This window comes from Aminobacter niigataensis (genome assembly GCF_014200015.1).
GTDB classification, from domain to species: domain Bacteria; phylum Pseudomonadota; class Alphaproteobacteria; order Rhizobiales; family Rhizobiaceae; genus Aminobacter; species Aminobacter niigataensis.
This window is the reverse complement of the sequence record NZ_JACHOT010000002.1, coordinates 145,915-168,287: the sequence shown is the minus strand read 5'-3', so window position 1 is coordinate 168,287 and position 22,373 is coordinate 145,915. Positions and strand designations below refer to the sequence as shown.

Here is a 22,373-nt window from a genome sequence, read left to right as displayed (position 1 = left end):
CATCTTTTTGAGCGTTGCAGCCCCCGTCCGCCGAGGGTATGCCGGGCGGAATTGTTTGACGAGAAGGCAAAGCAGATGAAGACCGTTTCCACCTCGAAGTCGCATGGCGGTGTCCAGGGCGTCTATTCGCACGCCTCCGAGGCCTGCGCCTGCGACATGACCTTTGCCGTGTTCGTACCGCCGCAGGCCAAGGATGGTCCGGTGCCGGTGCTGTGGTATCTCTCGGGTCTCACCTGCACGCACGCCAATGTCATGGACAAGGGCGAGTACCGCCGCCTGGCCGCCGAACTCGGCCTGATCATCGTCTGCCCCGATACCAGCCCGCGCGGCGAAGGCGTGGCCGACGAAAAGGACAACTGGCAGTTCGGTTCCGGCGCCGGCTTCTATGTCGATGCGACGCAGGAGCCCTTTGCGAAAAACTATCGCATGTACTCCTACGTCACCGAAGAACTGCCGGCGCTGATTGCGGCGAACTTCCCGGCCGACATGTCACGCCAGGCGATTTTCGGCCACTCGATGGGCGGCCACGGCGCGCTGACCATCGCCCTGAAGCACCCCGAGCGCTTCAAGAGCTGCTCGGCTTTCGCGCCGATCGCACAGCCTTCGACGGCGGGCTGGTCGAAGCCGGCGCTGGAGAAGTATCTCGGCTCAGACGAAGCTGCCTGGCGCGCCTATGACACGACGCTGCTGATCGAGGACGGCAAGCGCTTTTCCGAGTTCCTGGTCGATCAGGGTTCGGCCGACGGTTTCCTGCAGGAGGGCTTGCGGCCGTGGCTGCTTGAAGAGGCCTGCAAGAAGGCTGGCATCGGGCTCACCCTGCGCATGCAGGAAGGCTACGACCATTCCTACAACTTCATCTCCACCTTCATGGACGACCATTTGCGGTGGCATGCTGCCCGTCTGGGCTGAGCGGCGAAAGTCGCTGTCAGGGCTTTGAAGCAAGCAGCTTGGCGAAGACATGGCGCTTCGCCTTGCCGACGCTGATCTCCAGCGTTTCGTGCTGGGCCAGATGCGCAGCTATCGCGCTTGCGAGCATGCAGCCGGTGCCGCGCATTACGACCGGGATACGCGACGCGTCGAACCGGATGGGCTCGCGGCCGGGCAGGAGCAGCAGGTCCGTCGACGTTGCTCCCGATGCGTGCCCGCCCTTGACCAGAATGGCGGGCGCGCCTGCATCGAACATCTTGGCGGCTTGCCAGATGATGTCGCCTTCGCCGGCGGCGAGCGGCAGGCCGGTCAACAGCGCCAGCTCAGGCAGGTTGGGCGTGATCAGCGTGCAAAGCGAAAACAGCTTGCGCTTGAGCGTTTCGACCGCGTCGTCGTCGAGCAACTGACGGCCCGAGGTCGAGGCGAGGACGGGGTCGAGCACGACGGGGACCGGCAGGCTGCTTGCCAGTACCGATGAGACCGTCTCTATGATCGGGGCGCTGCCGAGCATGCCGATCTTCACCGCCTTGACCGGGTTGGCGGCAAATGCCGCGCGCATCTGGGCGGCAACGAGGTCGGGTGCACTATGCTCGATCCGTTCGACAGCGTCATGGGTTTGGACCGTCACGGCCGTGACCGCAACGCAACTGCGCAGGCCGAAGGCCGATACCGTCTCGATGTCGCGGACGACGCCGGCGCCGCCGCTCGAATCGGACCCGGCGACGATGAGCACATGCGGGGTCATCGCCACTCAGCCGTTGCCGCCAGCCACTCGCGCGTGCGCGCTTCGGGATCGGCATTCAGGGTGATGTCGGTGACGACGGCTGCAACATCGGCGCCTTGGGCGAAGACGCCCGGGATGCGCTCGATGTTCAGTCCACCGATGGCGACGAGCAGTGTGGCACCGACACGCCGCTTCCATTCGGAGATGCGGTCGAGCCCCTGCGGCGCCCACTTCATCGCCTTGAGGATGGTCGGATAGACGGGTCCGAGCGCGACATAGTCGGGTCCGGCCGCAAGGGCCGTGTCGAGTTCGGTGTCGTCGTGGGTGCTGAGGCCGAGCTTCATGCCGGCGCGGCGGATCGCTGCCACGTCGGCCTCGGCGAGGTCCTCCTGGCCGAGATGGACGAAGTTGCAGCCTTCGTCGATGGCGAGGCGCCAGTAGTCGTTGACGACGAGCTGGCAGCCATGGCGTTCGCAGATGGCCTTCGCCGCACGGATTTCGCGGCGCAGGCTGGCGTCGTCCATGTCCTTGATGCGCAGCTGCACCAGCTTCACGCCCAATGGCACAAGACGCTCGATCCAGGCGGCGCAATCCAGAATGAGGTAGAACGGGTCGAGCTTCATGAAAACGCTGCCATGCCGATGACGGGGGTGGAGGGGACGGCCATGTCGCGCGGTTCGAGCGGGCCGGCGAGGAATGCTTGCCGTCCGGCCTCGACCGCCTTGCCGAAGGCCGCGGCCATGGCGACCGGATCGCCTGCCTTGGCAACGGCGGTGTTGAGCAGTACGGCGTCGTAGCCGAGTTCCATGACGGTGGCCGCATGCGACGGGCGGCCGATGCCGGCGTCGACGATCAACGGCACGCCGGGGAAATGGCCACGCAGGCTGCGCAATGCGTCAAGATTTTGAGGCCCCCGCGCGGACCCGATCGGCGCGCACCATGGCATCAACACCTTGCAACCGGCGTCGAGCAGGCGTTCGGCGACGACCAGATCGTCGGTCGTGTAGGGAAAGACCTCGAAGCCTTCAGCGGACAGGATCTTTGCTGCCTCGACCAGCCCGAACACGTCGGGCTGAAGCGTGTCGTGATTGCCGATGACCTCGAGCTTGATCCAGTTCGTTGCAAAGACCTCACGCGCCATCCTTGCCGTCGTCACGGCCTCCTTGACCGAATGGCAGCCGGCAGTGTTGGGCAGCACGTGCACGCCGAGCGACTGGATCAGCGACCAGAACTGCCCGCCCGCCTTGCCGCCCGAGGTCTCGCGGCGCAGCGAGACGGTGACGATGTCGACGCCCGACGCCTTGATTGCCTCGGCCATGATGGCGGGTGAGGGGTAAAGCGCGGTGCCGAGGAGAAGGCGGGAGGACACCTGTTGTCCGTAGAGTTCGAGCATGGTTCACCCTCCCTTCATCGGTGCGAGGATTTCGATGCGGTCGCCATCCGCCAGCGCGCAGCCGTCGCGTTCCTTCGCGGGTACCACCTCGCCATTGAGGGCCGTGGCGAGCCAGCCGCCTTCGTAGTCGAGCTCGGCAAGCAGGGCCGCCAGTGTGCCGGACGCGACCTCGTGATTTTCGCCGTTAACGGTGAGCTTCATGGACGAGCTCCTTCTTCGTCTCGTGGCCCAGGATCATGTCGGAAGCCTGCCGCGCCATTGCAGGTGCGAGCAGGAAGCCGTGGCGATAGAGGCCGTTGATGCGGATTTTGTTTCCGTCGCGCTCGACGCGCGGCAGGTTGTCGGCAAAGGCCGGCCGCACGCCGACGCCGGTTTCGACCAGTTCGGCCTCGCCAAAGGCCGGATGCAAAGCATAGGCGGCGTTGAGCAGTTCCATCACCGAGCGCGCGGTGATCGGCCCCGCTGCATCGCACTCGATCATGGTGGCGCCGACCATGAACAGGTTGCCGGAGCGCGGCACGACGTAGACGGGGATGCGCGGATGCAACAGTCGCACCGGCCGCGCCAGCGAGACCTCCGATGTCCTGAGAATCAGCATCTCGCCACGCACACCGCGCAAAGTGGGTTGCGCGGCGGCTATGCCAGTGCAGTCGGCCTCGAAATCCGCCATGTACGGTTTCGATGCGGTGCCATAGCCAAACTCGAAGCGCACGCCCATCTGCACGAGCTTCTCTTGTAGCCCGAGCAGCGCCTTGCGCGGGTCGAGATGCGCTTCCCCGGCAAAGAACAGCGCGCGCCCGAAGCGGCCCTCGAGGTCGGGCTCGAGCGCCGCTATCGCCTCGGCGTCCACTGGGCGAAACCCCGATGCGCGGCGGCCGAAGCGGTCGAGTTCGGCCGCGTCCCGAGCCGGCGCGACCACCAGTGTGCCGTTGCGGATGACGTGGCCGGGCAGGGCGTTCTCCCACCAGTCGGCAGCGTCCCGCCCGAGCGAAAGCACCGGGTCCTCGGCACTCTCGCGCTCGCACCAGGGCGCCAGCATGCCGCCGGCCTGCCATGAGGCATTGCCGGCGATCTGCCTGCGTTTCTCGATCACGGTGACGCCAGCGCCGCAGGTCGCCAGCTCATGTGCGAGCGTCAGTCCGGCGACGCCCGCACCGTGGATCAGCACCTTCATGGCTGGTCTGCCGTCTCCGCGGGTTCGGCGCTTTCCACGGCCATGTAGAGGTCGCCGCCGTCGCGGTACTTCGCCGCCATCGCCGCCAGCCCTTCCTTCTGTGCCTCGGCGCGGATGTCGTGGGAGATCCGCATCGAGCAGAATTTCGGGCCGCACATGGAACAGAAATGCGCCACCTTGTGCGCCTCCTTGGGCAGGGTCTGGTCGTGGTAGGAGCGTGCCGTTTCCGGGTCGAGCGAGAGGTTGAACTGGTCCTCCCAGCGGAATTCGAAGCGTGCCCGCGACAGTGCGTCGTCCCTGACCTTGGCCGCCGGATGGCCTTTGGCGAGGTCCGCTGCGTGGGCCGCGATCTTGTAGGTGATGACGCCCACCTTGACGTCGTCGCGGTCGGGCAGGCCAAGATGCTCCTTGGGCGTGACGTAGCAAAGCATGGCCGTGCCGAACCAGCCGATCATCGCCGCACCGATGCCCGAAGTGATGTGGTCGTATCCCGGCGCGATGTCGGTGGTGAGCGGTCCAAGCGTGTAGAAGGGCGCCTCGCCGCAGACCTCGAGCTGCTTGTCCATGTTCTCCTTGATCTTGTGCATCGGCACGTGGCCGGGACCCTCGATCATCACCTGGCAGTCCTTGGCCCAGGCGATCTTGGTGAGCTCGCCCAGCGTCTCCAATTCGGCGAACTGGGCGGCGTCGTTGGCGTCGGCGATCGAACCGGGGCGCAGGCCGTCGCCGAGCGAAAAGGCGACGTCATAGGTCCGGCAGATGTCGCAGATCTCCTCGAAATGCTCGTAGAGGAAGCTTTCTTTGTGGTGGTGCAGGCACCACTTGGCCATGATCGAGCCGCCGCGCGAGACGATGCCGGTGACGCGGTCGACGGTCAGGTGGATGTAGGACAGGCGCACGCCGGCATGGATGGTGAAGTAGTCGACGCCCTGCTCGGCTTGTTCGATCAGCGTGTCGCGGAACACTTCCCAGGTCAGGTCCTCGGCGATGCCGTTTACCTTCTCAAGCGCCTGGTAGAGCGGCACCGTGCCGATCGGCACCGGCGAATTGCGGATGATCCAGTCGCGGATGTTGTGGATGTTGCGGCCGGTGGACAGGTCCATCACCGTATCGGCACCCCAGCGGGTCGCCCACACCATCTTCTCGACTTCCTCGGCCATCGACGAGGTGACGGCCGAATTGCCGATGTTGGCGTTGATCTTGACCAGGAAATTGCGGCCGATGATCATCGGCTCGCTCTCGGGGTGGTTGATGTTGGAGGGGATGATGGCGCGGCCGCGGGCGACCTCGTCGCGAACGAATTCCGGCGTGACGAAATCGGGGACCGCGGCACCGAAGCTTTCGCCGTCGCGGTCGAGTTTTGCCTTGAGCTGCTCGCGGCCGAGGTTTTCGCGGATGGCGACGAATTCCATTTCGGGCGTGACGATGCCGGCGCGGGCATAGGCAAGCTGGGTGACGGCGCGGCCGCCTGTGGCGCGCAGCGGCGCGTTGCGCACGGGGAATTCGGGCGTCAGCCGTTCGGCCGAGACAAAGCCGTTGTCTTCGTCCTTGACCGTGCGGCCGTCGTAGCGCTCGACGTCGCCGCGGGCGAGGATCCAGTCTTCGCGCAGCCGCGGCAGGCCGCGCTCGATGTCGGTCTTCACCGACGTGTCGGTGTAGGGGCCGGACGAATCGTAGACGGTGACAGGCGGCTCACCGGCGCTCGGGTGGACCGAGATTTCGCGCATCGGTACGCGGATGCGGGGATGCAGCTTGCCAGGCTTGTGGACTTTCTTCGAGGCGGGCAGTTCGCCTGTCGTGACTGTCGGGGTGTGGGCATTCATGAGTGAGTCTCCGGTGCAATGGAGACCCAGTTCGTGCGATGAGGAGGAGGTGAGGTTTTGCCTGGGGAGTTCGGGCGTGAACCCGAATGCCAAAGCCGGATTGCCCGGCCCGCAGCGCCTCGCACCGTCCCTACGCCAGTGTGAACTGGATCAGGTTCAACGGGTCACTGCGCTGCGCGAGCCAGCAGTATCTCAGCCCCTTGTCGGGACCCCCCTGGTGAGGCCGGCAACATGGGCGACGAATGCCGGTGCTGTCAACGGCCTTTCGTTGAGGCCGAGAGAATGCCAAAGTCCTGGTGTCGGACCCCATTGCGGTTACCGATGCGATCGGATAATAGGTCAGTATTACTGACATAAATTGTCTGGTGCTTGCGGTGTCCGGGGAGGACGTTCGGCCCGCTGGCAAGACAGGAGGAGCATCTGTGACGGACAATCCCTCGCCGCTCAAGTTCCACGTGCCCGAGCCCGAAGTGCGGCCGGGCGGCACGCCCGATTTTTCCAACGTGCCGATTCCCAAGGCGGGTTCGGTCGACAGGCCGCCGGTCGACGTCGATCCCAGGACGATCCGCGATCTCGCCTATTCGATCATCCGCGTGCTCAATCGCGAGGGCGATGCTGTCGGGCCATGGGCAGGCACGCTGACCGACGAGGAACAGCTCGACGGCCTGCGCCACATGATGACGCTGCGCACCTTCGATGCGCGCATGCAGATGGCGCAGCGCCAGGGGAAGACCTCGTTCTACATGCAGCATATGGGCGAGGAGGCGGTGAGCTGCGCCTTCCGCAAGGCGCTCAATCCCGGTGACATGAATTTTCCGACCTATCGTCAGGCCGGCCTGCTGATCGCAGGCGGCTATCCGATGGTCGACATGATGAACCAGATCTATTCCAACGAGAAGGATCCGCTGAAGGGCCGGCAGTTGCCGATCATGTATTCGGCCAAGGAGCACGGCTTCTTCTCGATCTCCGGTAATTTGACGACCCAGTACATCCAGGCGGTCGGCTGGGCGATGGCGTCGGCGATCAAGGGCGACACCAAGATCGCGGTCGGCTGGGTCGGCGACGGGGCCACGGCGGAAAGTGATTTCCATGCCGCGCTCGTCTTCGCCTCGACCTACAAGGCGCCCGTGATCCTCAACATCGTCAACAACCAGTGGGCGATCTCGACCTTCCAGGGCATCGCCCGTGGCGGCTCGGGCACGTTTGCGGCGCGTGGCCTCGGCTTCGGCATTGCTGCTCTGCGGGTTGACGGCAACGATTATCTCGCCGTCCATGCCGTGGCCAAGTGGGCTGCGGAACGCGCCCGTAGCAATCTCGGGCCGACGCTGGTCGAATACGTCACCTACCGCGTCGGGGCGCACTCGACATCAGACGATCCTTCCGCCTACAGGCCCAAGACCGAGTCGGATGCCTGGCCGCTGGGCGACCCGGTGATCCGGCTCAAGAACCATCTGATCAGGCGCGGCCAGTGGTCCGACGAGCGCCACAAGCAGACCGAGGCCGAAATCCTCGAAACCGTCATATCGGCGCAGAAGGAAGCCGAGAGCCACGGCACCCTGCATGCCGGCGGTAAGCCGTCGACGCGCGACATGTTCGAAGGCGTCTATGCCGAGATGCCGCCGCATCTCCGTCGCCAGCGCCAGAAGGCGGGAGTGTAGCCGATGCCACGCATGACCATGATCGAGGCCATCCGCAGCGCCATGGATGTCGCCATGGGCCGCGACGACAACGTCGTCGTCTTCGGCGAGGATGTCGGCTACTTCGGCGGCGTCTTTCGCTGCACCCAAGGGCTGCAGCAGAAATATGGGCGCTCGCGCTGCTTCGACGCGCCGATCAGTGAATTGGGCATCGTCGGCGCCGCCGTCGGCATGGCCGCCTATGGGCTCAAGCCATGCATCGAAATCCAGTTTGCCGACTACGTCTATCCAGCATATGACCAGATCGTTTCGGAAGCGGCACGGTTGCGTTACCGCTCGAATGGCGAATTCACCTGCCCGATCGTCGTCCGCATGCCCACTGGTGGCGGCATCTTCGGCGGCCAGACGCACAGCCAGAGTCCGGAGGCGCTTTTCACCCACGTGTCCGGCCTCAAGGTGGTCGTTCCGTCCAACCCGCTCGACGCCAAGGGCCTGCTGATTGCTTCCATCGAGGACCCGGATCCGGTGATCTTTCTGGAGCCGAAACGATTGTACAACGGCCCCTTCGACGGCCATCACGACCGGCCGGTTACGGCCTGGTCGAAGCACGAGCTGGGCGAGGTGCCCGATGGTCATTACACCGTGCCGCTCGGCAAGGCGGAGATCCGGCGCCCGGGCTCCGACGTCACGGTGCTCGCCTACGGCACCATGGTTTATGTCGCGCAGGCGGCGGCCGAAGAGACCGGCATCGACGCCGAGGTCATCGACCTCCGGACTCTTTTGCCGCTCGATCTCGACACCATCGTCGCCTCGGTCAAGAAGACCCGCCGCTGCGTGGTGGTACATGAGGCGACGCTGACCTCTGGCTTCGGCGCCGAGCTCGTGTCGCTGGTGCAGGAAAACTGCTTCTACCATCTGGAAGCACCGGTCGCCCGCGTCACCGGCTGGGACACGCCCTATCCGCATGCACAGGAATGGGACTACTTCCCCGGCCCCAAGCGGGTCGGCGAAGCATTGATCGAAACGATGGGGGCCTGAACATGGGCGAACATGTCATCAAGCTTCCCGACGTAGGCGAGGGTGTGGCCGAGGCCGAGCTCGTCGAATGGCACGTCAAGATCGGCGATCTCGTGCGCGAGGACGCGGTGCTGGCCGCGGTCATGACCGACAAGGCAACCGTCGAGATCCCGTCGCCGGTCGATGGCGAAATCCTCTGGCTTGGTGCCGAGATCGGCGACACTGTCCCGGTCGGTTCGCCGATCGTGCGCATCAAGGTTGCCGGCGACGCACCAGCCGAAGCTGAGCCAGCCGTCGCGCTGGCTAAGGCGAAAAGCGACGTCGAACCGGCTGCAGCAGAACCTCCGAAACCAACTCCTGCGCCGGCTAAGAAGGTTGAATCCGAACCTGTTGTGAAAGCTCCGGTACCGTCCGGAGCGCTCAAGCCCGTGCCGCGCGCCACGAACTTCGGCCTGCCGCGTCCCGAAGGCGAACGTCCGCTCGCTTCTCCGGCTGTCCGGCTGCGTGCCAAGGAAGCCGGCATCGACCTGCGCCAGGTCCCGGGCACCGGGCCGGCCGGGCGCGTGACCCATGACGATCTCGACGGCTTTGCCGCGCGGGGCTCGGCTGTTCCCGCTGCCGGGCTGCAGGCGAAGACCGAGGTCGAGGAGATCAAGGTTATCGGCCTGCGCCGGCGCATCGCCGAGAAGATGGCGCTGGCCAAGTCGCGCATCCCGCACATCACCTATGTCGAGGAGGTCGACGTCACGGCGCTCGAGGAGCTGCGCGCCAAGCTCAACGCCTCGAAGAAGCCGGACAGGCCGAAGCTGACGCTGTTGCCGTTCCTGATGCGCGCGCTGGTCAAGGCGGTGGCGGAGCAGCCGCAACTGAACGCGATCTACGACGACGATGCCGGCATCATCCACCGCCATGCTGGCGTCCATATCGGCATGGCGGCCCAGACTCCGGGCGGGCTGATGGTGCCTGTCGTCAGGCACGCCGAAGCGCGCGACCTGTGGGACTGCGCCACCGAGGTCAACCGCCTCGCCGACGCCGCCAAAGCAGGCACGGCGACGCGCGAGGAACTGACCGGCTCGACCATCACCATCACTTCGCTGGGTGCCATGGGCGGCGTCGCCACCACGCCGGTCATCAACTACCCCGAAGTGGCGATCGTCGGCGTCAACAAGATCATGATGCGGCCGATGTGGGACGGCACGCAGTTCGTGCCGCGCAAGATGATGAACCTGTCGTCCAGCTTCGACCATCGCGTCATCGACGGCTGGGATGCTGCGGTCTTCGTCCAGCGCCTCAAGGCGCTGCTCGAGGCGCCGGCAATGATCTTCGTGGAGGGCTGAGGCTGTGAAGGAAATCTCCTGCAAGCTTCTCGTCATCGGCGCCGGCCCCGGCGGCTATATCTGCGCCATCCGGGCCGGCCAGCTCGGCGTCGACACGGTCATCGTCGAGGCGGCCAAGCCCGGCGGCACCTGCCTCAATGTCGGCTGCATTCCGTCCAAGGCGATGATCCACGCGGCCGACGAATATCTCAAGGTCAGCGAGATGGCCGGTGGTACCAGCCCGCTGGGGATCAGCTTGACGGCACCGGTGCTCGATCTCGCCAAGACCGTTGCCTGGAAGGACCGCATCGTCGGTCGCCTGACCACCGGCGTTGCCGGCCTGCTCAAGAAGGCCAAGGTCAAGTCGGTGCAGGGCTGGGCGCGCTTTCGCGACGGCAAGACCGTCGAGGTCGACACCGAGACCGGCCTGCAGGTGATCCGCGCCGAGACCATCGTGATTGCCACGGGTTCGGTCCCGGTCGAGCTGCCGTTCCTGCCTTTCGGCGGGCCGGTGATCTCGTCGACCGAAGCGCTGGCGCTCAAGCAGGTGCCGCAGGCTCTGGCCGTTGTCGGCGGCGGCTATATCGGGCTCGAACTCGGCACCGCCTTTGCCAAGCTCGGATCCAAGGTCACCGTGGTCGAAGCACTGCCGCGCATCCTGCCGCAATACGATGCCGAGCTGACCCGGCCCGTGGCCAAGCGGCTCGACACGCTCGGCGTCAAGGTGCTCACGGGCGCCAAGGCCAAGGGACTGTCCTCCAAAGGCGACGCGCTGCTTGTCGAGGCCGCCGATGGCAGCGAGCAGAAGATTGCTGCCGACAAGGTGCTCGTCACCGTCGGCCGCAAGCCTCTCGTCGAAGGTTGGGGCCTCGAAGAGATCGACCTCGACCGCGATGGCCGCTTCATCCGTATCGACGAACAGTGCCGCACCTCGATGCGCGGCATCTATGCCATCGGCGATGTCACCGGCGAGCCGATGCTGGCGCACCGCGCCATGGCCCAGGGTGAAATGGTTGCCGAGATCGTCGCCGGCCACAAGCGCAGCTGGGACAAGCGCGCTATCCCCGCCGTCTGCTTCACCGACCCGGAGGTCGTCACCGCTGGCCTGTCGCCTGACGAAGCCAAGAACCTCGGCATCGAGATCAAGTCGTCGCAGTTCCCGTTCTCGGCCAATGGCCGGGCCATGACCTTGCAGGGGGAAGACGGCTTTGTCCGCATCGTTGCCCGCGCCGACAACCATCTGGTGCTCGGTATCCAGGCGGTCGGCACGGGTGTGTCGGAGCTCTCGGCAGCTTTCAGCCTGGCAATCGAGATGGGTGCGCGGCTGGAGGATATCGCCGGCACGATCCATGCGCATCCGACACAGGGCGAAGCCTTCCTCGAGGCGGCGTTGCGCACGCTCGGCCACGCGCTCCACATCTGACGTGGAGCGCGTGCCCCGCGTCACCTTGTGGCTTGTCTGCGCCCGCCGGTTAGGCTAACAAGCCCACGCACTGGACGACCAGTGTCTTGCACATTCGGGGACGGCCCCATCCAAAAGATGGCGCCGATCAATTGTCACCCCGACCCAATCTCATCCTGAAAAATCGCGAAAACGCTGCAGGCCGGCGCTTGGCCACCCGTGGGCGCACTCGGCTGCGTCTGGATCCCGGGCTTGCTTCGGCAGCGTGCGCTTTTTCATCACCAATTGAACAGACCGGAGAGGCGCTGTGGCGGGACCGATAGAACAGTTTGAAATCAAGCCGATTTTCACCCTCTTCGAGCTTGCGGGGCAGGAAATCGCCTTCACCAATTCGGCCGCCTACATGGTGGGCGTGGCTGTTTTCGGCGGGCTGTTCCTGCTGCTGTCGACAAGCGCCCGGGCCCTTGTGCCGTCGCGGCTGCAGTCGATCACCGAGCTTATCTACGAGTTCGTGTCGAAGACGCTGCGTGAAAATGCGGGCGAGGGCGGCATGAAGTTCTTTCCGCTTGTGTTCTCGCTGTTCGTCTTCATCCTGATCGCCAATCTCGCCGGCATGTTCCCCTATGCCTTCACGGTCACCAGCCACATCATCGTGACCTTCTCCTTCGCCATGATCGTGTTCGCCACCGTCACGCTCTACGGCATCTGGAAAAACGGCCTCGGCTTCTTCCGGCTGTTCCTGCCGTCCGGCGTGCCGCTGGCGCTTTCGCCGATCATCGTGCCGATCGAGATCGTATCCTACATCTCGCGGCCGATCAGCCATTCGGTGCGTCTGTTCGCCGTCATGCTCGCCGGCCACATCACGCTCAAGGTCTTTGCCGGCTTCGTCGTCAGTCTCGGCAGCATGGGAACCCTCGGCGTTTTCGTTGCGATCCTACCGCTGGCGATGACGGTTGCGCTGACCGCATTGGAACTGCTGATGGCGGTGATCCAGGCCTACATCTTCACCATGCTGACCTGCATGTATTTGAACGACGCCCTGCATCCCGGGCACTGAACGCAGCGGCAAAATTCAAAGCAAAAGGCCCGCCCGTTGTGGCGGGCCTTTTCGTTTCGGGCCCGGTCACCAGAAGCGCGCTTCCGCGTGAGCCTCAGCCGAATGGAATGCGCCGTATCGTAACGTCGTCGAGCTTCATGGCTCGTCGAACGAGAGCCCAGGCTTGACGGAAGGGGCGGCCGAACTCATGCCACAGTTTCCTGATGCTGCGCTTCGTCTTGCGACGCGGCTCCGAGAAGCGAGATATGTCGATCGTGCTGTTGAATTCGCCGACGGCTTCGGCTTCGACGGTGCTCCGCTGTCTGACAGGCGCAGGGATCATCTGGTAGACCTTCATGTCGTCGATAACGGGCTGCCCGAACACGAACATGTCCAGCGGGGTGGCAAAGTGCTCGGAGACCTCGATGAGCCGAGCGGCGGCGACCCGCGAGACGACGTAGCAGGCGCCACCTTCGTGCAGCGAGTGCAGCCTGCGGAGCGACCTGGTCGGCCCCAGGGCAATGCAGTCGTTGCCGACTGCCGCCTTGGTTCCTGTCGTCTCGAGTTTGACGATGTCCGCACCCGCCGGGATCCAGCTTTCGCCGGCAAGGAAGTGGCTTGCGGCAGGGGACAGCCAGGCGTCGTCTTCGACGACCGCCGCGAACTTTTCGCCCGAGTGGAGGAATGCCTGCCAGGCTGACCGATGGCTCAGGAAGCAGGCTGCTATGGCTGCCGGCATCCTGTGCCTGGCCAGAACATCGTCGCCGAGCGCGACGCCGTCGATCGCCGGGATGCGGATGTAGGACAGGCTCAGGCGCTCGAATTGTTCTGCCATGAATGCCAGGCGCCCGGGCGAGCGGTCGAGATTGATCAGGTAGCACTTCATGGCAGCTCCGCCTCACTCCTGGCGCGGAACTTCTAGCAGAGTTGTCGGGGCAAACGAACTCCCTCGCAGACGCAGCAAGGCATCCACGGGATCGGTGTCGGGCGCCCCGCTTCCAAAGGTGCGTTCATGCCTGATCGATCGGCCCGGTTTCCTCGCAGTCGATCTGCCGGCTCTGGTTAACCATCGATTAACCAAGCTCTTGCCTGTGGAGCTAAATTAGTGCTCACTAATCTTGCTGAGGGGTTCAAGTGGTGGCGGGAGAGTGGAAAATGACGTTCCGCGAGGTTCGGGAGCAGTTGAGAATTGTCGGAGTCCTGATCAGCAAGAGGGGCAGCAGCATTCGGGTCAACCATTTCGGTGGGATGCCCGAGACTGCATGTTTCACTTCAAGCCTGGACGAGGCGCTAACGGCCGGCCTGTCCATGGCGAGGCCAAAACACCTGCCGAAAAACTGGTGCGCGCATCGTTAGTCGTCATGGCTGCATGCATCGAGGAAGCTCTTCTACTGTCCGGTAGCGGGGCGCCGAGGACGTCACCAAGTCCACGGCATTGGCATGTCGTTGTTGCTCCTCATCGCGGGAGCCTGGGGTGCTCTGACAGAATCATGATAGGCTGGAGGGGTTGAACCTCCCATCCCTGGCCCCGCCGGCTTCGGCTGGCGGGGCTTTTTCGTGACGACCGTTTTGGTGTCGATGGGGTCAGCGACCTCGCAACAGTTCAGGTACCCGCACCAGCAGGATTTCTGCGGCGAATACCGTCACTGCACCCACGACGATCGAATGGGTGAGCATTTCGGCGAGCACTTGTGGCAGACCGCCGGACAAGGCTCCCGCCAGTGCCGGGATGCCCAGGCCCGCCATGAGACCGAGGGGCGCGACCAGGTTCTTTACCGCCGAGCCGCGATCCTGGCTGGCCATCTGGATGCCGGTCATGACAACCGTGGCGGCTGCCGGCAAAAACAGGCCGCCGACGACCGCTGCCGGTGTTGCGACCAGCACCGCCGCGACCTTGGGCAGGAAGGCAAGCGCGATGAAGATGAAACCGGCGACGCGCACGACATGCCGGCTGGCGACGCCCGTCAGCCTGATCACCCCCAGGTTCTGGGCGTAGGCAGTGGTGCCGAAGCCGCCGATTAGGGCGGCAAGCATCGACCCGCCCGCCTCGCCGGCGATACCGGCATTGACGCGCCTGTCGGTGAGTTCGACACCGGTCAGCCGCGCGGTGGCCTCATACATGCCCATGGCCTCAACGACCGCCACCACGAAGACGATGCACATGGTGATGGTGATCGCAGGGTCGAAGGTGAGGGAGCCATAGGGCAGGAGCTTGGGGAAGGCGATCCAAGGTGCCTGGCCGACGCCCGAGAAGTCGAGCTGGCCGAGGCCGAGGGCCAGGGCGTCGCCTACGATCAGGGCGATCAGGAAGCCGAACATCCGAAAGGTGCCGCCCAGCGCTGAACTGACCAGAACGACTGCGGTCGTCACGCAGGCGAGAAAGATGCTCTGGCCAGTGGCAAAATTCGACGTGCCAATGCCGCCGAAGAACTCCATGAAGGTGAAGCCGGCAAGAGCTATGCCGACCAGGGTGATGATGGTGCCCGAAACAGCCGGGGAAAGCAGCCGCCGCAGCCGGGCGAACTGACCCAGCACCGACAGGATGAACACGAACGCCGCCCCGATGATCAGCCCGAGACTGGCGGCCGAGATGGTGCCGGCCTTGTAGTAGCCGATCGCCAGCGGAGAAAACGCCGAGGACGGCCCCTGCACCACCGGCAGCCGCACCAGCTTGGTGCTCTGGACGACCGTGACGATACCGGCAGCAAGGAAAGTCGCCGTCACAAGATTGGTCGCCAGGGTGGCGGAAAAGCCCGCCACCGAGGCTATGAAGATCGGATCGAGCCAGGCATTCGACACCAGCGCCTGCTGCAAACCCAATGCGATCCGGCGCTGGGCGGGGATGATCTCCTCGACATCCCCGACCACGCCTTGGTCTACGTCATGCTCGCCCGCATGGGCATGAACATATTCAGCCATGATACCTCCTCCCAGAAGTATGTGCCGCCTGCGCGGCGTTGAGTGATGTTGTTGGCTAGGCTTCGAGGCACTGCATGCGGCGCGAATGCCGGGCATGCTCGGCAAGCACGTTGCCGAGCTCGGCCATCACCGGGCGGCCGTCCTCGACCAGGATCTTGCCGTTGACGACGGTGGTGCCGGCGACGGCCGGGCCACAGCGCAACCAGGCTTCGACAGGGTCGCTGTGGGCGCCAGCGAGAGCCACCTCCGACATGCTCCAGAGGACGAAATCGGCGCAGGCGCCGGGCCGGAGGTGGCCGATCTCGTCTTCCCAGCCAAGGCAGGCCGCGCCGCCGCGGGTTGCGATATCAAGCGCGTCGCGTGCCGACATCGAATGGGGCCCGTTGCGGTAGCGCCCGAGCAGCAGCGCGGTGCGCGCCTCCAGCCACATCGAGGCATGGTCGGTTGATGCCGAGCCGTCGCAGCCGAGCCCGACTCGCATGCCGCGAGAGCGCAGGCCCATGGCATCGGCCGAACCGCCACCAATCAGCATGTTGGAGCACGGACACTGCGTGGCGCAGACGCCGGCATGCGCAAGCCGGCCGATCTCCGCATCTGTGGGATAGATGAAATGCGCGACCCAGGAGCGCTTGCTGGCCCAGCCGACACGCTCGAAATATTCGGTCGGCGTGCAGCCATAGACCTCGGCGCAATACTTGTCCTCCTCCGGGTCCTCGGCGAGGTGGGTGTGCAGCCTGAGATCGTACTTGTCGGCGAGGCGCGCCGATTCCGACATGATGCGCTCGGTGACTGAAAACAGCGAGCACGGCGCCAGCGCCACCCGCGTCATCGCGCCTGGCTTGGCGTCGTGATACGCCTCGACCAGACGGATACTGTCGTCGAGGATGTCGTCCTCGCGCTGCACCACCGAGGCCGGCGGCAGGCCACCATTCTCGACCGAGCGCGTCATCGATCCGCGCGTCGCATAGAAGCGGAAACCGATGTCGGTGCTGGCGCGGATCTGGGCGTCGATCAGCTTGGGCTTGGGATGGACGTACATGTGGTCCATCGAGGTGGTGCAGCCGCCCATCAGCAGTTCGGTCATGGCGACATAGGTCGAGGCGTAGACGGATTCTTCCGTCAAGCCGGCCCACATCGGATAGAGGCCGGTCAGCCATTCGAACAGCGTACCGTTGGTCACCGGCGCGTAGGATCGCGTCAGGTTTTGGTACATGTGGTGGTGGGCATTGATCAGGCCGGGCGTGACCAATCGGCCATGCGCGGAGATGGTCTTCGCAGCGGCCGGTTCGTCGCCGGCCTTGCCCACTGAATGGATTCTCTTGTCTTTGACGGCGATCCAGCCGCCGGCGATTTCCCAACCGCGATCGACATACACGTATGCGTCACGGACGAGCAGGTCTACGGACATGCAACTTCTCCAGGTCGGTTCTCATTCGACTCGACGAAGCTGCCTTTCAGCCTCGTCGCGCTATGAGCCCTGTCCCTGGAATTGCGAGTTCCGGATCGTCATCGACTGGTAGGTTGAGCGGGCTTGCTCTGATCATGCTGTTCGGAAGCCGACTGACGCTGCAGTCGCCGTCCTCGCCTGAGCGAAAGCTCGCGCGTTCGCATCATCAGGCATTGGCGATGCAATCGTAGATTTGCCCTTGTGTCAAATTATTTTCATTTGAGGGATGCTGCGCGGCGGAGCGGGCCGCGCCGCAACGGAGGCTCGGCTATGGGCTTTTGCGCTTGGAGATCAAACGAACGGCCCGCCCGGATGCTCGATCCAAGCGGGCCATTGGCATTGCGTAGGTGGCGGGGGCGGGTGGCCGACGCAACGCTTGCACGCTGCATTTAAGGCGTCACGTCGGCGTTACCCCACCTGCCCATCATGCATCTTACTCCGCGGCGGCTGGCAGGCAATTAGCTCAATGGATGGATGGCAGGGGCTAGGCCTATTGCATCAGAACGACATCGGTTCGTTGGCGCTGCGTTCAGCATGAGCTTGGCTCGCGAAACCTGCGAAACAGCAGGGCGCTCAGGATCGCAAAAAGTATACGATATACCATTGATATTGTGCATAATATGGCTCTGAGAAAACCTCTCCGGGGGTGATCATAAAGCTGCTCCAACGCCAGGATCGGTTTGGCTCGCCAAGCGAAGCCGGAAGCCTAACTCCAAGTTTGGAAATCACATTGTTTGGAAAGACGGTAGCAACTCAGGAAGCTTCACAGGCGTCTGGTGTCATGTCGTTGATGCATACGATGTTGACATTAAATTGTATACATGAAACGAATTGGCAATTGCGCTTTCCAACTCGATCTCGGGAGGAAACTGAGTGCTGCAGGACGCCGATGTCGTTCTTTCGGTCCGTAATCTGAGGACCGCCTTTGTCACCCCTGCCGGCGTTGCCCGGGCGGTCGACGATGTAAGCTTCTCGCTCTGCCAGAACGAAATTCTCGCCATCATCGGCGAGTCCGGCTCCGGCAAGACGGTGACCGCGCTGTCGCTGATGAAGCTGGTGCCGACGCCACCGGGCAAATATCTCGGCGGTGAGATCGAGATCGACGGAAAGAACATCCTGGCCCTCAGCGAGCGCGAACTCGAAGACGTGCGCGGCAAGACCATCGGCATGATCTTCCAGAACCCGCGCGCCTCGCTCGATCCGTCGTTCACGGCCGAGTTCCAGCTCGTCGAGACCTTGCTGCGGCACAATCCCGAGCTCGATCGCAAGGCTGCACAGGCGGCCGCCCGCGCAGCGCTGATCGAGGTCGGCTTCGCCGATCCCGACCGGGTGCTGGCAAGCTATCCGCATCAGCTCAGCGGCGGCATGTGCCAGCGCGTCGGTCTGGCAATGGCGCTCGCCTGCCAACCCAAATTGCTGATCGCCGACGAGCCGACGACCGCGCTCGACGTCGGGGTGCAGGCGAAGATCCTGCTGCTGCTCAAGAACCGCAGCCGCGACACCGGCCTGCCGATCGTCTTCATCACCCACGACATCGGCGTGGTGCGCGCCATCGCGACGCGTGTGCTGGTGATGTATGGCGGGCACGTGCAGGAGGAGGGCGCGGTCGAAGACCTGCTCGCCACCCCGCATCATCCCTATACCCAGGCGCTGATCCGCTCGATTCCGGACCCGGACGAGGATCACGGCAGCATGACCTACATTCGCGGCGAGCCGCCAAACCTTCTGGCGCCGCCGAAGGGCTGCCGGTTCGCCCCGCGCTGCGAGCACGCCATCGGCCGCTGCCGCGACGAGGTTCCGGCGTGGCACAATCCCGAGCCGGGACGTTTCGTGCGCTGCCACCTGTTCGACCTGGAGGCACGGCAATGAGCGCCCAGAACCTGATCGAAGTCCGCGACCTCAACAAGGCCTTCACGGTCAGGCGCGGCGCCTTCTTTCGCCGCACGACCGCCAGTACCAAGGCGGTCAACAATGTCAGCCTCGATATCAGGAAGGGCGAGATCCTTGGCTGCGTCGGCGGATCAGGCTCGGGCAAATCGACGCTCGGCCGCATGATCCTGCGGCTGATCGAGCCCGACAGCGGCGAGGTGCGTTATGACGGGCAGAACCTCGGCGCGCTTTCCCAGGAAGAGATGCGGGGCTTCCGCCGCCGCATGCAGATCGTTTTCCAGGATCCGCTGCAGTCGCTCAATCCGCGTCGGACCGTTGCCGAGAACGTCGAGCGGCCGCTGCTCAACTTCGGCACTCCGAAGGCCGTCGCCCGCCGGCGCGTCGAGGAACTGCTCGAGCTTGTCGGCCTCGATCCGACGCAGTCCTATCGCTATCCGCACGAATACAGCGGCGGCCAATGCCAGCGCATCGCCATCGCCCGCGCCCTGGCGCTGGAGCCGGAATTCCTGTTCCTCGACGAGCCCGTCTCGGCGCTCGACGTCTCGATCCAGGCGCAGATCCTGAACCTGCTGGGAGACCTTCAGAAGAAGCTCGATCTCACATTCCTGTTCGTTTCCCACGACCTGAAGATCGTGAAGCAGTTCTGCGACCGTACGATCGTCATGTATCGCGGCAATATCCTCGAGACCGGATCGAGCGAAGCCGTCTACCGCGAGCCGAAGCATCCCTTCACCCGCGATTTCCTGGGAACCGTCCTGCACGTGCGCGGCGACATGCGCTGGGAGCAGGCGGCCGAACGCGCCGAAGACCTCGAGGGTACGGCCAAGCTTGGGGGCGCGTGCTGCCCCTATGTCGGCAATTGCGCGGACTGCTTCGATGCGTGCCGCGGATCCGCACCTCCGCTGATCGAAATAGAAAACCAGCGGAACGTCGCCTGCTTCCTCTACGACCACCGCTGAGGGGCGGTGGCGCGGAGGAAGAAACATCTGTCCAACTGGGAGGAAAAGCATGATGTTTCGGAAGTCCAACGCCTCAAGACAAATAGCGCGCCGAATGCGCGATCGCCTGGCCGGCACTGCTCTTGTGTTGCTCGCTGCCAGCTTCGGCGGCACCGCGGTCGTCGACCTGGCCCACGCCGAGGGCAACACCATCGTGTTCGCGGTCGAGTCCGATTTCAGCCGCCTCGACCCGCACGCCTCGCGCACCTGGAACACCTTCAAGGTGGTGCGCCACATCTTCGAAACCTTCGTCGAGGAAGACCTCACCAAGGGTGGCTCCGAGACACCGGCGATCGTGCCCGCACTCGCCGAAAGCTGGGATGTTTCGGAAGACGGCAAGTCCTACACCTTCCACCTCCGCAAGGGCGTGCAGTTCCATGACGGCACGCCGTGGAACGCGGAAGCTGCGAAATTCAACATGGACCGGATGACGGACAAGAATTTCGAGTTCCATCAGCCCGTCTCGCCCGGCCTGATGGGCTGGATGTGGCAGGACCTGGCCGGCTACGAAGTGGTCGACGAGAACACTTTCGAGATCAATCTCAAGCAGCCCAATGCCGAGTTCCTGCGCCGCATGGCGGCCGGTGGCTCCGGTGCGCCGCGCATGATCAGCCCGACGGCGGTCAAGACCCACGGCAACGACAATGTCGAGCAGCATCCCGTAGGCACCGGGCCGTTCAAGTTCGTCGAGCGTGTCGTTGGCGAGAAGCTGGTCATCGCCCGCAACGACGACTACTGGAACGAGGCGCGCAAGCCGAAGGCGGACCAGATCGTGCTGCGCGGCATCCCGGAAGTCGCCACCCGTGAACTCGCGCTGGTTGGCGGCGAGGTCGACGTCATCGGCACGCCATCTCCCGACTCGCTCGAATTCCTCAAGCAGCAGGGCATGCAGATCATCTCGGGCGACAGCCCGATGCTCTATGTCATGTGGATCAATACCAAAGATCCGCATTTCAAGGATGCGAAGGTGCGCAAGGCGATGTGCATGGCCATCAACCGCGAGGACATGGCCAAGTATCAGCGCAAGGGCCTAGCACGGCCGTCCTATGGCGTCCTCAATTTCGGCGGCCCCGGTTACGACCCGGGCTACAAGGATTGCGAATACGATCCCGAGGGCGCCAAGAAGCTGCTTGCCGAGGCCGGCTATCCCGACGGCTTCACCACCCGCATGGACTGGACCTTCGGTGCCGGCGCCGACGTCAACACCAAGGGCGATGCGGAGTGGCTGCAGCGCGACTTCGAGAAGGTCGGCATCAAGGCGTCGATCGAGATGTTCGACAACAACACCTTCTGGGAAATGATGTCGAAGGGCATGCGCGACGGCACCGGCCTCACCTCGGCGTCGTGGGGCGAGAGCACGTTTGCCTGGCTCGACCAGGTCCTTGCCGCCGGTGCACTGCCGCCGAACTGCTGCAACTCCGGCTACTACAGCAACCCCAAGATCGACGAGTTGCTGTCTGCTGCCCGCGGTGCTGCGTCCAGCGAGGAGATGGACAAGAAGCTGCACGAGATCCGCGATATCATCGCCGGCGACATGGCCTTCACCTCGTACTACACCGCCATGTCGACTTATGCCGCGCGGCCCGAAGTCAAAGGCTTCGTGCTGGCGCCGCAGCACTGGTTCGACCTGACCAGCATCACCAAGCAATAGACGTCACACATGTCCGGCCGGCCCGTTTTGCGGGCCGGTCGGCGGTGCAGTTGGGAGGCTGTCCGTGTCGATCATCGCTTTCATCGGAACCAGGATGCTCTATGCCGTGCCAGTGCTGCTCGGCGTGACCGTCATCGTATTCCTGTCGTTGCAACTCATTCCCGGCGACATTGCGCTCACCTTGCTCGGCCGCATGGCCACCCAGGCACAGCTCGAAGCCCTGCGCCTGGATCTCGGGCTCGACCGGCCACTGCTCGTCCAATACGCCGGCTGGCTGCTCGACCTGTTCAGGGGAGACATCGGCAACTCGATCTCGCAGCAATTGCCGGTTACCCAGATCCTCGGCCCGAAGATCGTCAATTCGCTGATCCTGATGGCGGGCAGCCTGGCGCTTGTGCTTGCCGCCGGCTTCCTGCTCAGCGTGGCGTCCGCACCTCGGTTCCGCACTTTTGCCGATCGGGCGGTCGTCGCACTCACCCTGGTGCTGGCAAGCCTGCCGGTGTTCTGGCTGGGCATCGTCCTGCTCTATTTCTTCGGCTTCAAATGGAAGCTGTTCCCGATTTCCGGCATGTACAACATGGTCGATCCGGGAGGCCTCGGCCAGTTGCTGCATCACATGGTGCTGCCGGCCATCACCACCGCGGCGTCTTCCATCGCGGTCGTCACCCGGGTCACGCGCTCGCGCATGATCGACGTGCTGGGCCAGCCCTACGTCCTTGCCGCGCGGGCGAGGGGGCTGAGCCGCAGGCAGATCGTGCTTCGCCATGCGGTGCGCAACACCTTGCCGACCTTCGCCAATATCGGCGGCCTGCAGATCGGCTATCTCTTCGGCAGCGTCATCTTCACCGAAATCATCTTCAACTGGCCGGGCGTCGGGCTCCTGCTATTCGATGCCATCATGCAGCGCGACGTGCCGGTCATCCAGGGTTGCGTGCTTGTCGTGGCGATCGTCTTCGTGCTCGGCAACATGGTCTCGGACGTCATCGTCCATGCCCTCGACCCCAGAAAGCGGTGAGACA

At 64.2% G+C, this 22,373-nt stretch carries 19 protein-coding genes and 1 riboswitch; of the genes, 10 read left to right on the top strand and 9 right to left on the bottom strand.

Annotated elements, in window-relative coordinates; genetic code table 11:
• Window positions 1-75: 75 nt before the first annotated feature.
• Window positions 76-909: an S-formylglutathione hydrolase gene (gene fghA, locus GGQ99_RS10580; protein WP_183262517.1), complete on the top strand. Its 834-nt coding sequence runs from the start codon at window positions 76-78 to the stop codon at window positions 907-909.
• Between the two features lie 16 nt (window positions 910-925).
• On the opposite strand, the gene GGQ99_RS10575 is transcribed toward fghA, so the two are convergent.
• The 6 genes from GGQ99_RS10575 to thiC are packed head-to-tail and all read right to left on the bottom strand — an operon-like array spanning window position 926 to window position 6,041.
• Complete coding sequence (locus GGQ99_RS10575) at window positions 926-1,672, bottom strand: hydroxymethylpyrimidine/phosphomethylpyrimidine kinase (RefSeq protein ID WP_210307857.1); 747 nt, start codon at window positions 1,670-1,672, stop codon at window positions 926-928.
• On the bottom strand, window positions 1,669-2,274 hold the full coding sequence (locus GGQ99_RS10570) for a thiamine phosphate synthase (protein WP_183262515.1): 606 nt from the start codon (window positions 2,272-2,274) through the stop codon (window positions 1,669-1,671). The genes GGQ99_RS10575 and GGQ99_RS10570 overlap by 4 nt, the downstream gene beginning before the upstream one ends.
• Window positions 2,271-3,044 (bottom strand): thiazole synthase, encoded by a 774-nt coding sequence (locus GGQ99_RS10565; RefSeq protein WP_183262514.1) that lies wholly within the window; start codon window positions 3,042-3,044, stop codon window positions 2,271-2,273. Before GGQ99_RS10565 ends, GGQ99_RS10570 begins: the two co-directional genes overlap by 4 nt.
• Before the next feature lie 3 nt (window positions 3,045-3,047).
• Window positions 3,048-3,245: a sulfur carrier protein ThiS gene (gene thiS / locus GGQ99_RS10560; RefSeq protein ID WP_183262513.1), complete on the bottom strand. Its 198-nt coding sequence runs from the start codon at window positions 3,243-3,245 to the stop codon at window positions 3,048-3,050.
• Window positions 3,229-4,218: a glycine oxidase ThiO gene (thiO, locus tag GGQ99_RS10555; RefSeq protein ID WP_183262512.1), complete on the bottom strand. Its 990-nt coding sequence runs from the start codon at window positions 4,216-4,218 to the stop codon at window positions 3,229-3,231. Before thiO ends, thiS begins: the two co-directional genes overlap by 17 nt.
• Window positions 4,215-6,041 carry a phosphomethylpyrimidine synthase ThiC gene (thiC, locus tag GGQ99_RS10550; RefSeq protein WP_183262511.1) on the bottom strand — a complete coding sequence of 609 codons (1,827 nt, stop codon included), beginning with the start codon at window positions 6,039-6,041 and terminating at the stop codon, window positions 4,215-4,217. The genes thiO and thiC overlap by 4 nt, the downstream gene beginning before the upstream one ends.
• 109 nt (window positions 6,042-6,150) lie before the next feature.
• A riboswitch (TPP riboswitch) is annotated at window positions 6,151-6,267 on the bottom strand.
• A gap of 196 nt (window positions 6,268-6,463) precedes the next feature.
• Here thiC and GGQ99_RS10545 point away from each other — a divergent pair.
• From GGQ99_RS10545 to GGQ99_RS10525, 5 genes are all read left to right on the top strand, one after another.
• On the top strand, window positions 6,464-7,699 hold the full coding sequence (locus tag GGQ99_RS10545; RefSeq protein ID WP_183262510.1) for a thiamine pyrophosphate-dependent enzyme: 1,236 nt from the start codon (window positions 6,464-6,466) through the stop codon (window positions 7,697-7,699).
• 3 nt (window positions 7,700-7,702) lie between these two features.
• Entirely contained in the window at window positions 7,703-8,716 is a 1,014-nt protein-coding gene (locus tag GGQ99_RS10540) for an alpha-ketoacid dehydrogenase subunit beta (protein WP_108606752.1), read from the top strand.
• 2 nt (window positions 8,717-8,718) lie between these two features.
• The gene (locus tag GGQ99_RS10535) at window positions 8,719-10,032 is read left to right on the top strand and encodes a dihydrolipoamide acetyltransferase family protein (RefSeq protein WP_183262509.1); all 1,314 of its coding nucleotides are present in this window, start codon (window positions 8,719-8,721) and stop codon (window positions 10,030-10,032) included.
• A 4-nt stretch (window positions 10,033-10,036) separates the two neighbouring features.
• Window positions 10,037-11,434, top strand: coding sequence for a dihydrolipoyl dehydrogenase (lpdA, locus tag GGQ99_RS10530; RefSeq protein ID WP_183262508.1), 1,398 nt, complete (start codon window positions 10,037-10,039; stop codon window positions 11,432-11,434).
• A 286-nt stretch (window positions 11,435-11,720) separates the two neighbouring features.
• Window positions 11,721-12,470, top strand: coding sequence for a F0F1 ATP synthase subunit A (locus GGQ99_RS10525; protein ID WP_183262507.1), 750 nt, complete (start codon window positions 11,721-11,723; stop codon window positions 12,468-12,470).
• A gap of 94 nt (window positions 12,471-12,564) precedes the next feature.
• Here GGQ99_RS10525 and GGQ99_RS10520 read toward each other — a convergent pair whose 3' ends face one another.
• The 3 genes from GGQ99_RS10520 to GGQ99_RS10510 form a co-directional block, all read right to left on the bottom strand.
• On the bottom strand, window positions 12,565-13,335 hold the full coding sequence (locus GGQ99_RS10520) for a glycosyltransferase family 25 protein (protein WP_183262506.1): 771 nt from the start codon (window positions 13,333-13,335) through the stop codon (window positions 12,565-12,567).
• Window positions 13,336-14,033: 698 nt separating this feature from the next.
• Window positions 14,034-15,368 (bottom strand): uracil-xanthine permease family protein, encoded by a 1,335-nt coding sequence (locus tag GGQ99_RS10515; protein WP_183262505.1) that lies wholly within the window; start codon window positions 15,366-15,368, stop codon window positions 14,034-14,036.
• 55 nt (window positions 15,369-15,423) lie between these two features.
• Complete coding sequence (locus GGQ99_RS10510; RefSeq protein WP_183262504.1) at window positions 15,424-16,776, bottom strand: 8-oxoguanine deaminase; 1,353 nt, start codon at window positions 16,774-16,776, stop codon at window positions 15,424-15,426.
• Between the two features lie 912 nt (window positions 16,777-17,688).
• Between GGQ99_RS10510 and GGQ99_RS10505 the strand changes: the two genes are divergently transcribed.
• The 4 genes from GGQ99_RS10505 to GGQ99_RS10490 all read left to right on the top strand — a co-directional run bounded on the left by GGQ99_RS10505 (window position 17,689) and on the right by GGQ99_RS10490 (window position 22,369).
• A complete protein-coding gene (locus GGQ99_RS10505; RefSeq protein WP_210307837.1) occupies window positions 17,689-18,684 on the top strand; it encodes an oligopeptide/dipeptide ABC transporter ATP-binding protein in 996 nt (331 codons plus the stop codon).
• Complete coding sequence (locus GGQ99_RS10500; RefSeq protein WP_183262503.1) at window positions 18,681-19,664, top strand: ATP-binding cassette domain-containing protein; 984 nt, start codon at window positions 18,681-18,683, stop codon at window positions 19,662-19,664. The genes GGQ99_RS10505 and GGQ99_RS10500 overlap by 4 nt, the downstream gene beginning before the upstream one ends.
• 94 nt (window positions 19,665-19,758) lie before the next feature.
• The gene (locus GGQ99_RS10495) at window positions 19,759-21,354 is read left to right on the top strand and encodes an ABC transporter substrate-binding protein (RefSeq protein WP_183262502.1); all 1,596 of its coding nucleotides are present in this window, start codon (window positions 19,759-19,761) and stop codon (window positions 21,352-21,354) included.
• Between the two features lie 64 nt (window positions 21,355-21,418).
• Window positions 21,419-22,369: an ABC transporter permease gene (locus tag GGQ99_RS10490; protein WP_245439676.1), complete on the top strand. Its 951-nt coding sequence runs from the start codon at window positions 21,419-21,421 to the stop codon at window positions 22,367-22,369.
• Window positions 22,370-22,373: the final 4 nt, after the last annotated feature.

What these genes read in the sequence shown, in the direction of transcription:
- fghA (WP_183262517.1), top strand. Translation starts at nt 76, where the DNA reads ATGAAGACCGTTTCCACCTCGAAGTCGCATGGCGGTGTCCAGGGCGTC.
- GGQ99_RS10575 (WP_210307857.1), bottom strand. Translation starts at nt 1,672, where the DNA reads ATGACCCCGCATGTGCTCATCGTCGCCGGGTCCGATTCGAGCGGCGGC.
- GGQ99_RS10570 (WP_183262515.1), bottom strand. Translation starts at nt 2,274, where the DNA reads ATGAAGCTCGACCCGTTCTACCTCATTCTGGATTGCGCCGCCTGGATC.
- GGQ99_RS10565 (WP_183262514.1), bottom strand. Translation starts at nt 3,044, where the DNA reads ATGCTCGAACTCTACGGACAACAGGTGTCCTCCCGCCTTCTCCTCGGC.
- thiS (WP_183262513.1), bottom strand. Translation starts at nt 3,245, where the DNA reads ATGAAGCTCACCGTTAACGGCGAAAATCACGAGGTCGCGTCCGGCACA.
- thiO (WP_183262512.1), bottom strand. Translation starts at nt 4,218, where the DNA reads ATGAAGGTGCTGATCCACGGTGCGGGCGTCGCCGGACTGACGCTCGCA.
- thiC (WP_183262511.1), bottom strand. Translation starts at nt 6,041, where the DNA reads ATGAATGCCCACACCCCGACAGTCACGACAGGCGAACTGCCCGCCTCG.
- GGQ99_RS10540 (WP_108606752.1), top strand. Translation starts at nt 7,703, where the DNA reads ATGCCACGCATGACCATGATCGAGGCCATCCGCAGCGCCATGGATGTC.
- GGQ99_RS10535 (WP_183262509.1), top strand. Translation starts at nt 8,719, where the DNA reads ATGGGCGAACATGTCATCAAGCTTCCCGACGTAGGCGAGGGTGTGGCC.
- GGQ99_RS10520 (WP_183262506.1), bottom strand. Translation starts at nt 13,335, where the DNA reads ATGAAGTGCTACCTGATCAATCTCGACCGCTCGCCCGGGCGCCTGGCA.
- GGQ99_RS10515 (WP_183262505.1), bottom strand. Translation starts at nt 15,368, where the DNA reads ATGGCTGAATATGTTCATGCCCATGCGGGCGAGCATGACGTAGACCAA.
- GGQ99_RS10510 (WP_183262504.1), bottom strand. Translation starts at nt 16,776, where the DNA reads ATGTCCGTAGACCTGCTCGTCCGTGACGCATACGTGTATGTCGATCGC.
- GGQ99_RS10500 (WP_183262503.1), top strand. Translation starts at nt 18,681, where the DNA reads ATGAGCGCCCAGAACCTGATCGAAGTCCGCGACCTCAACAAGGCCTTC.
- GGQ99_RS10495 (WP_183262502.1), top strand. Translation starts at nt 19,759, where the DNA reads ATGCGCGATCGCCTGGCCGGCACTGCTCTTGTGTTGCTCGCTGCCAGC.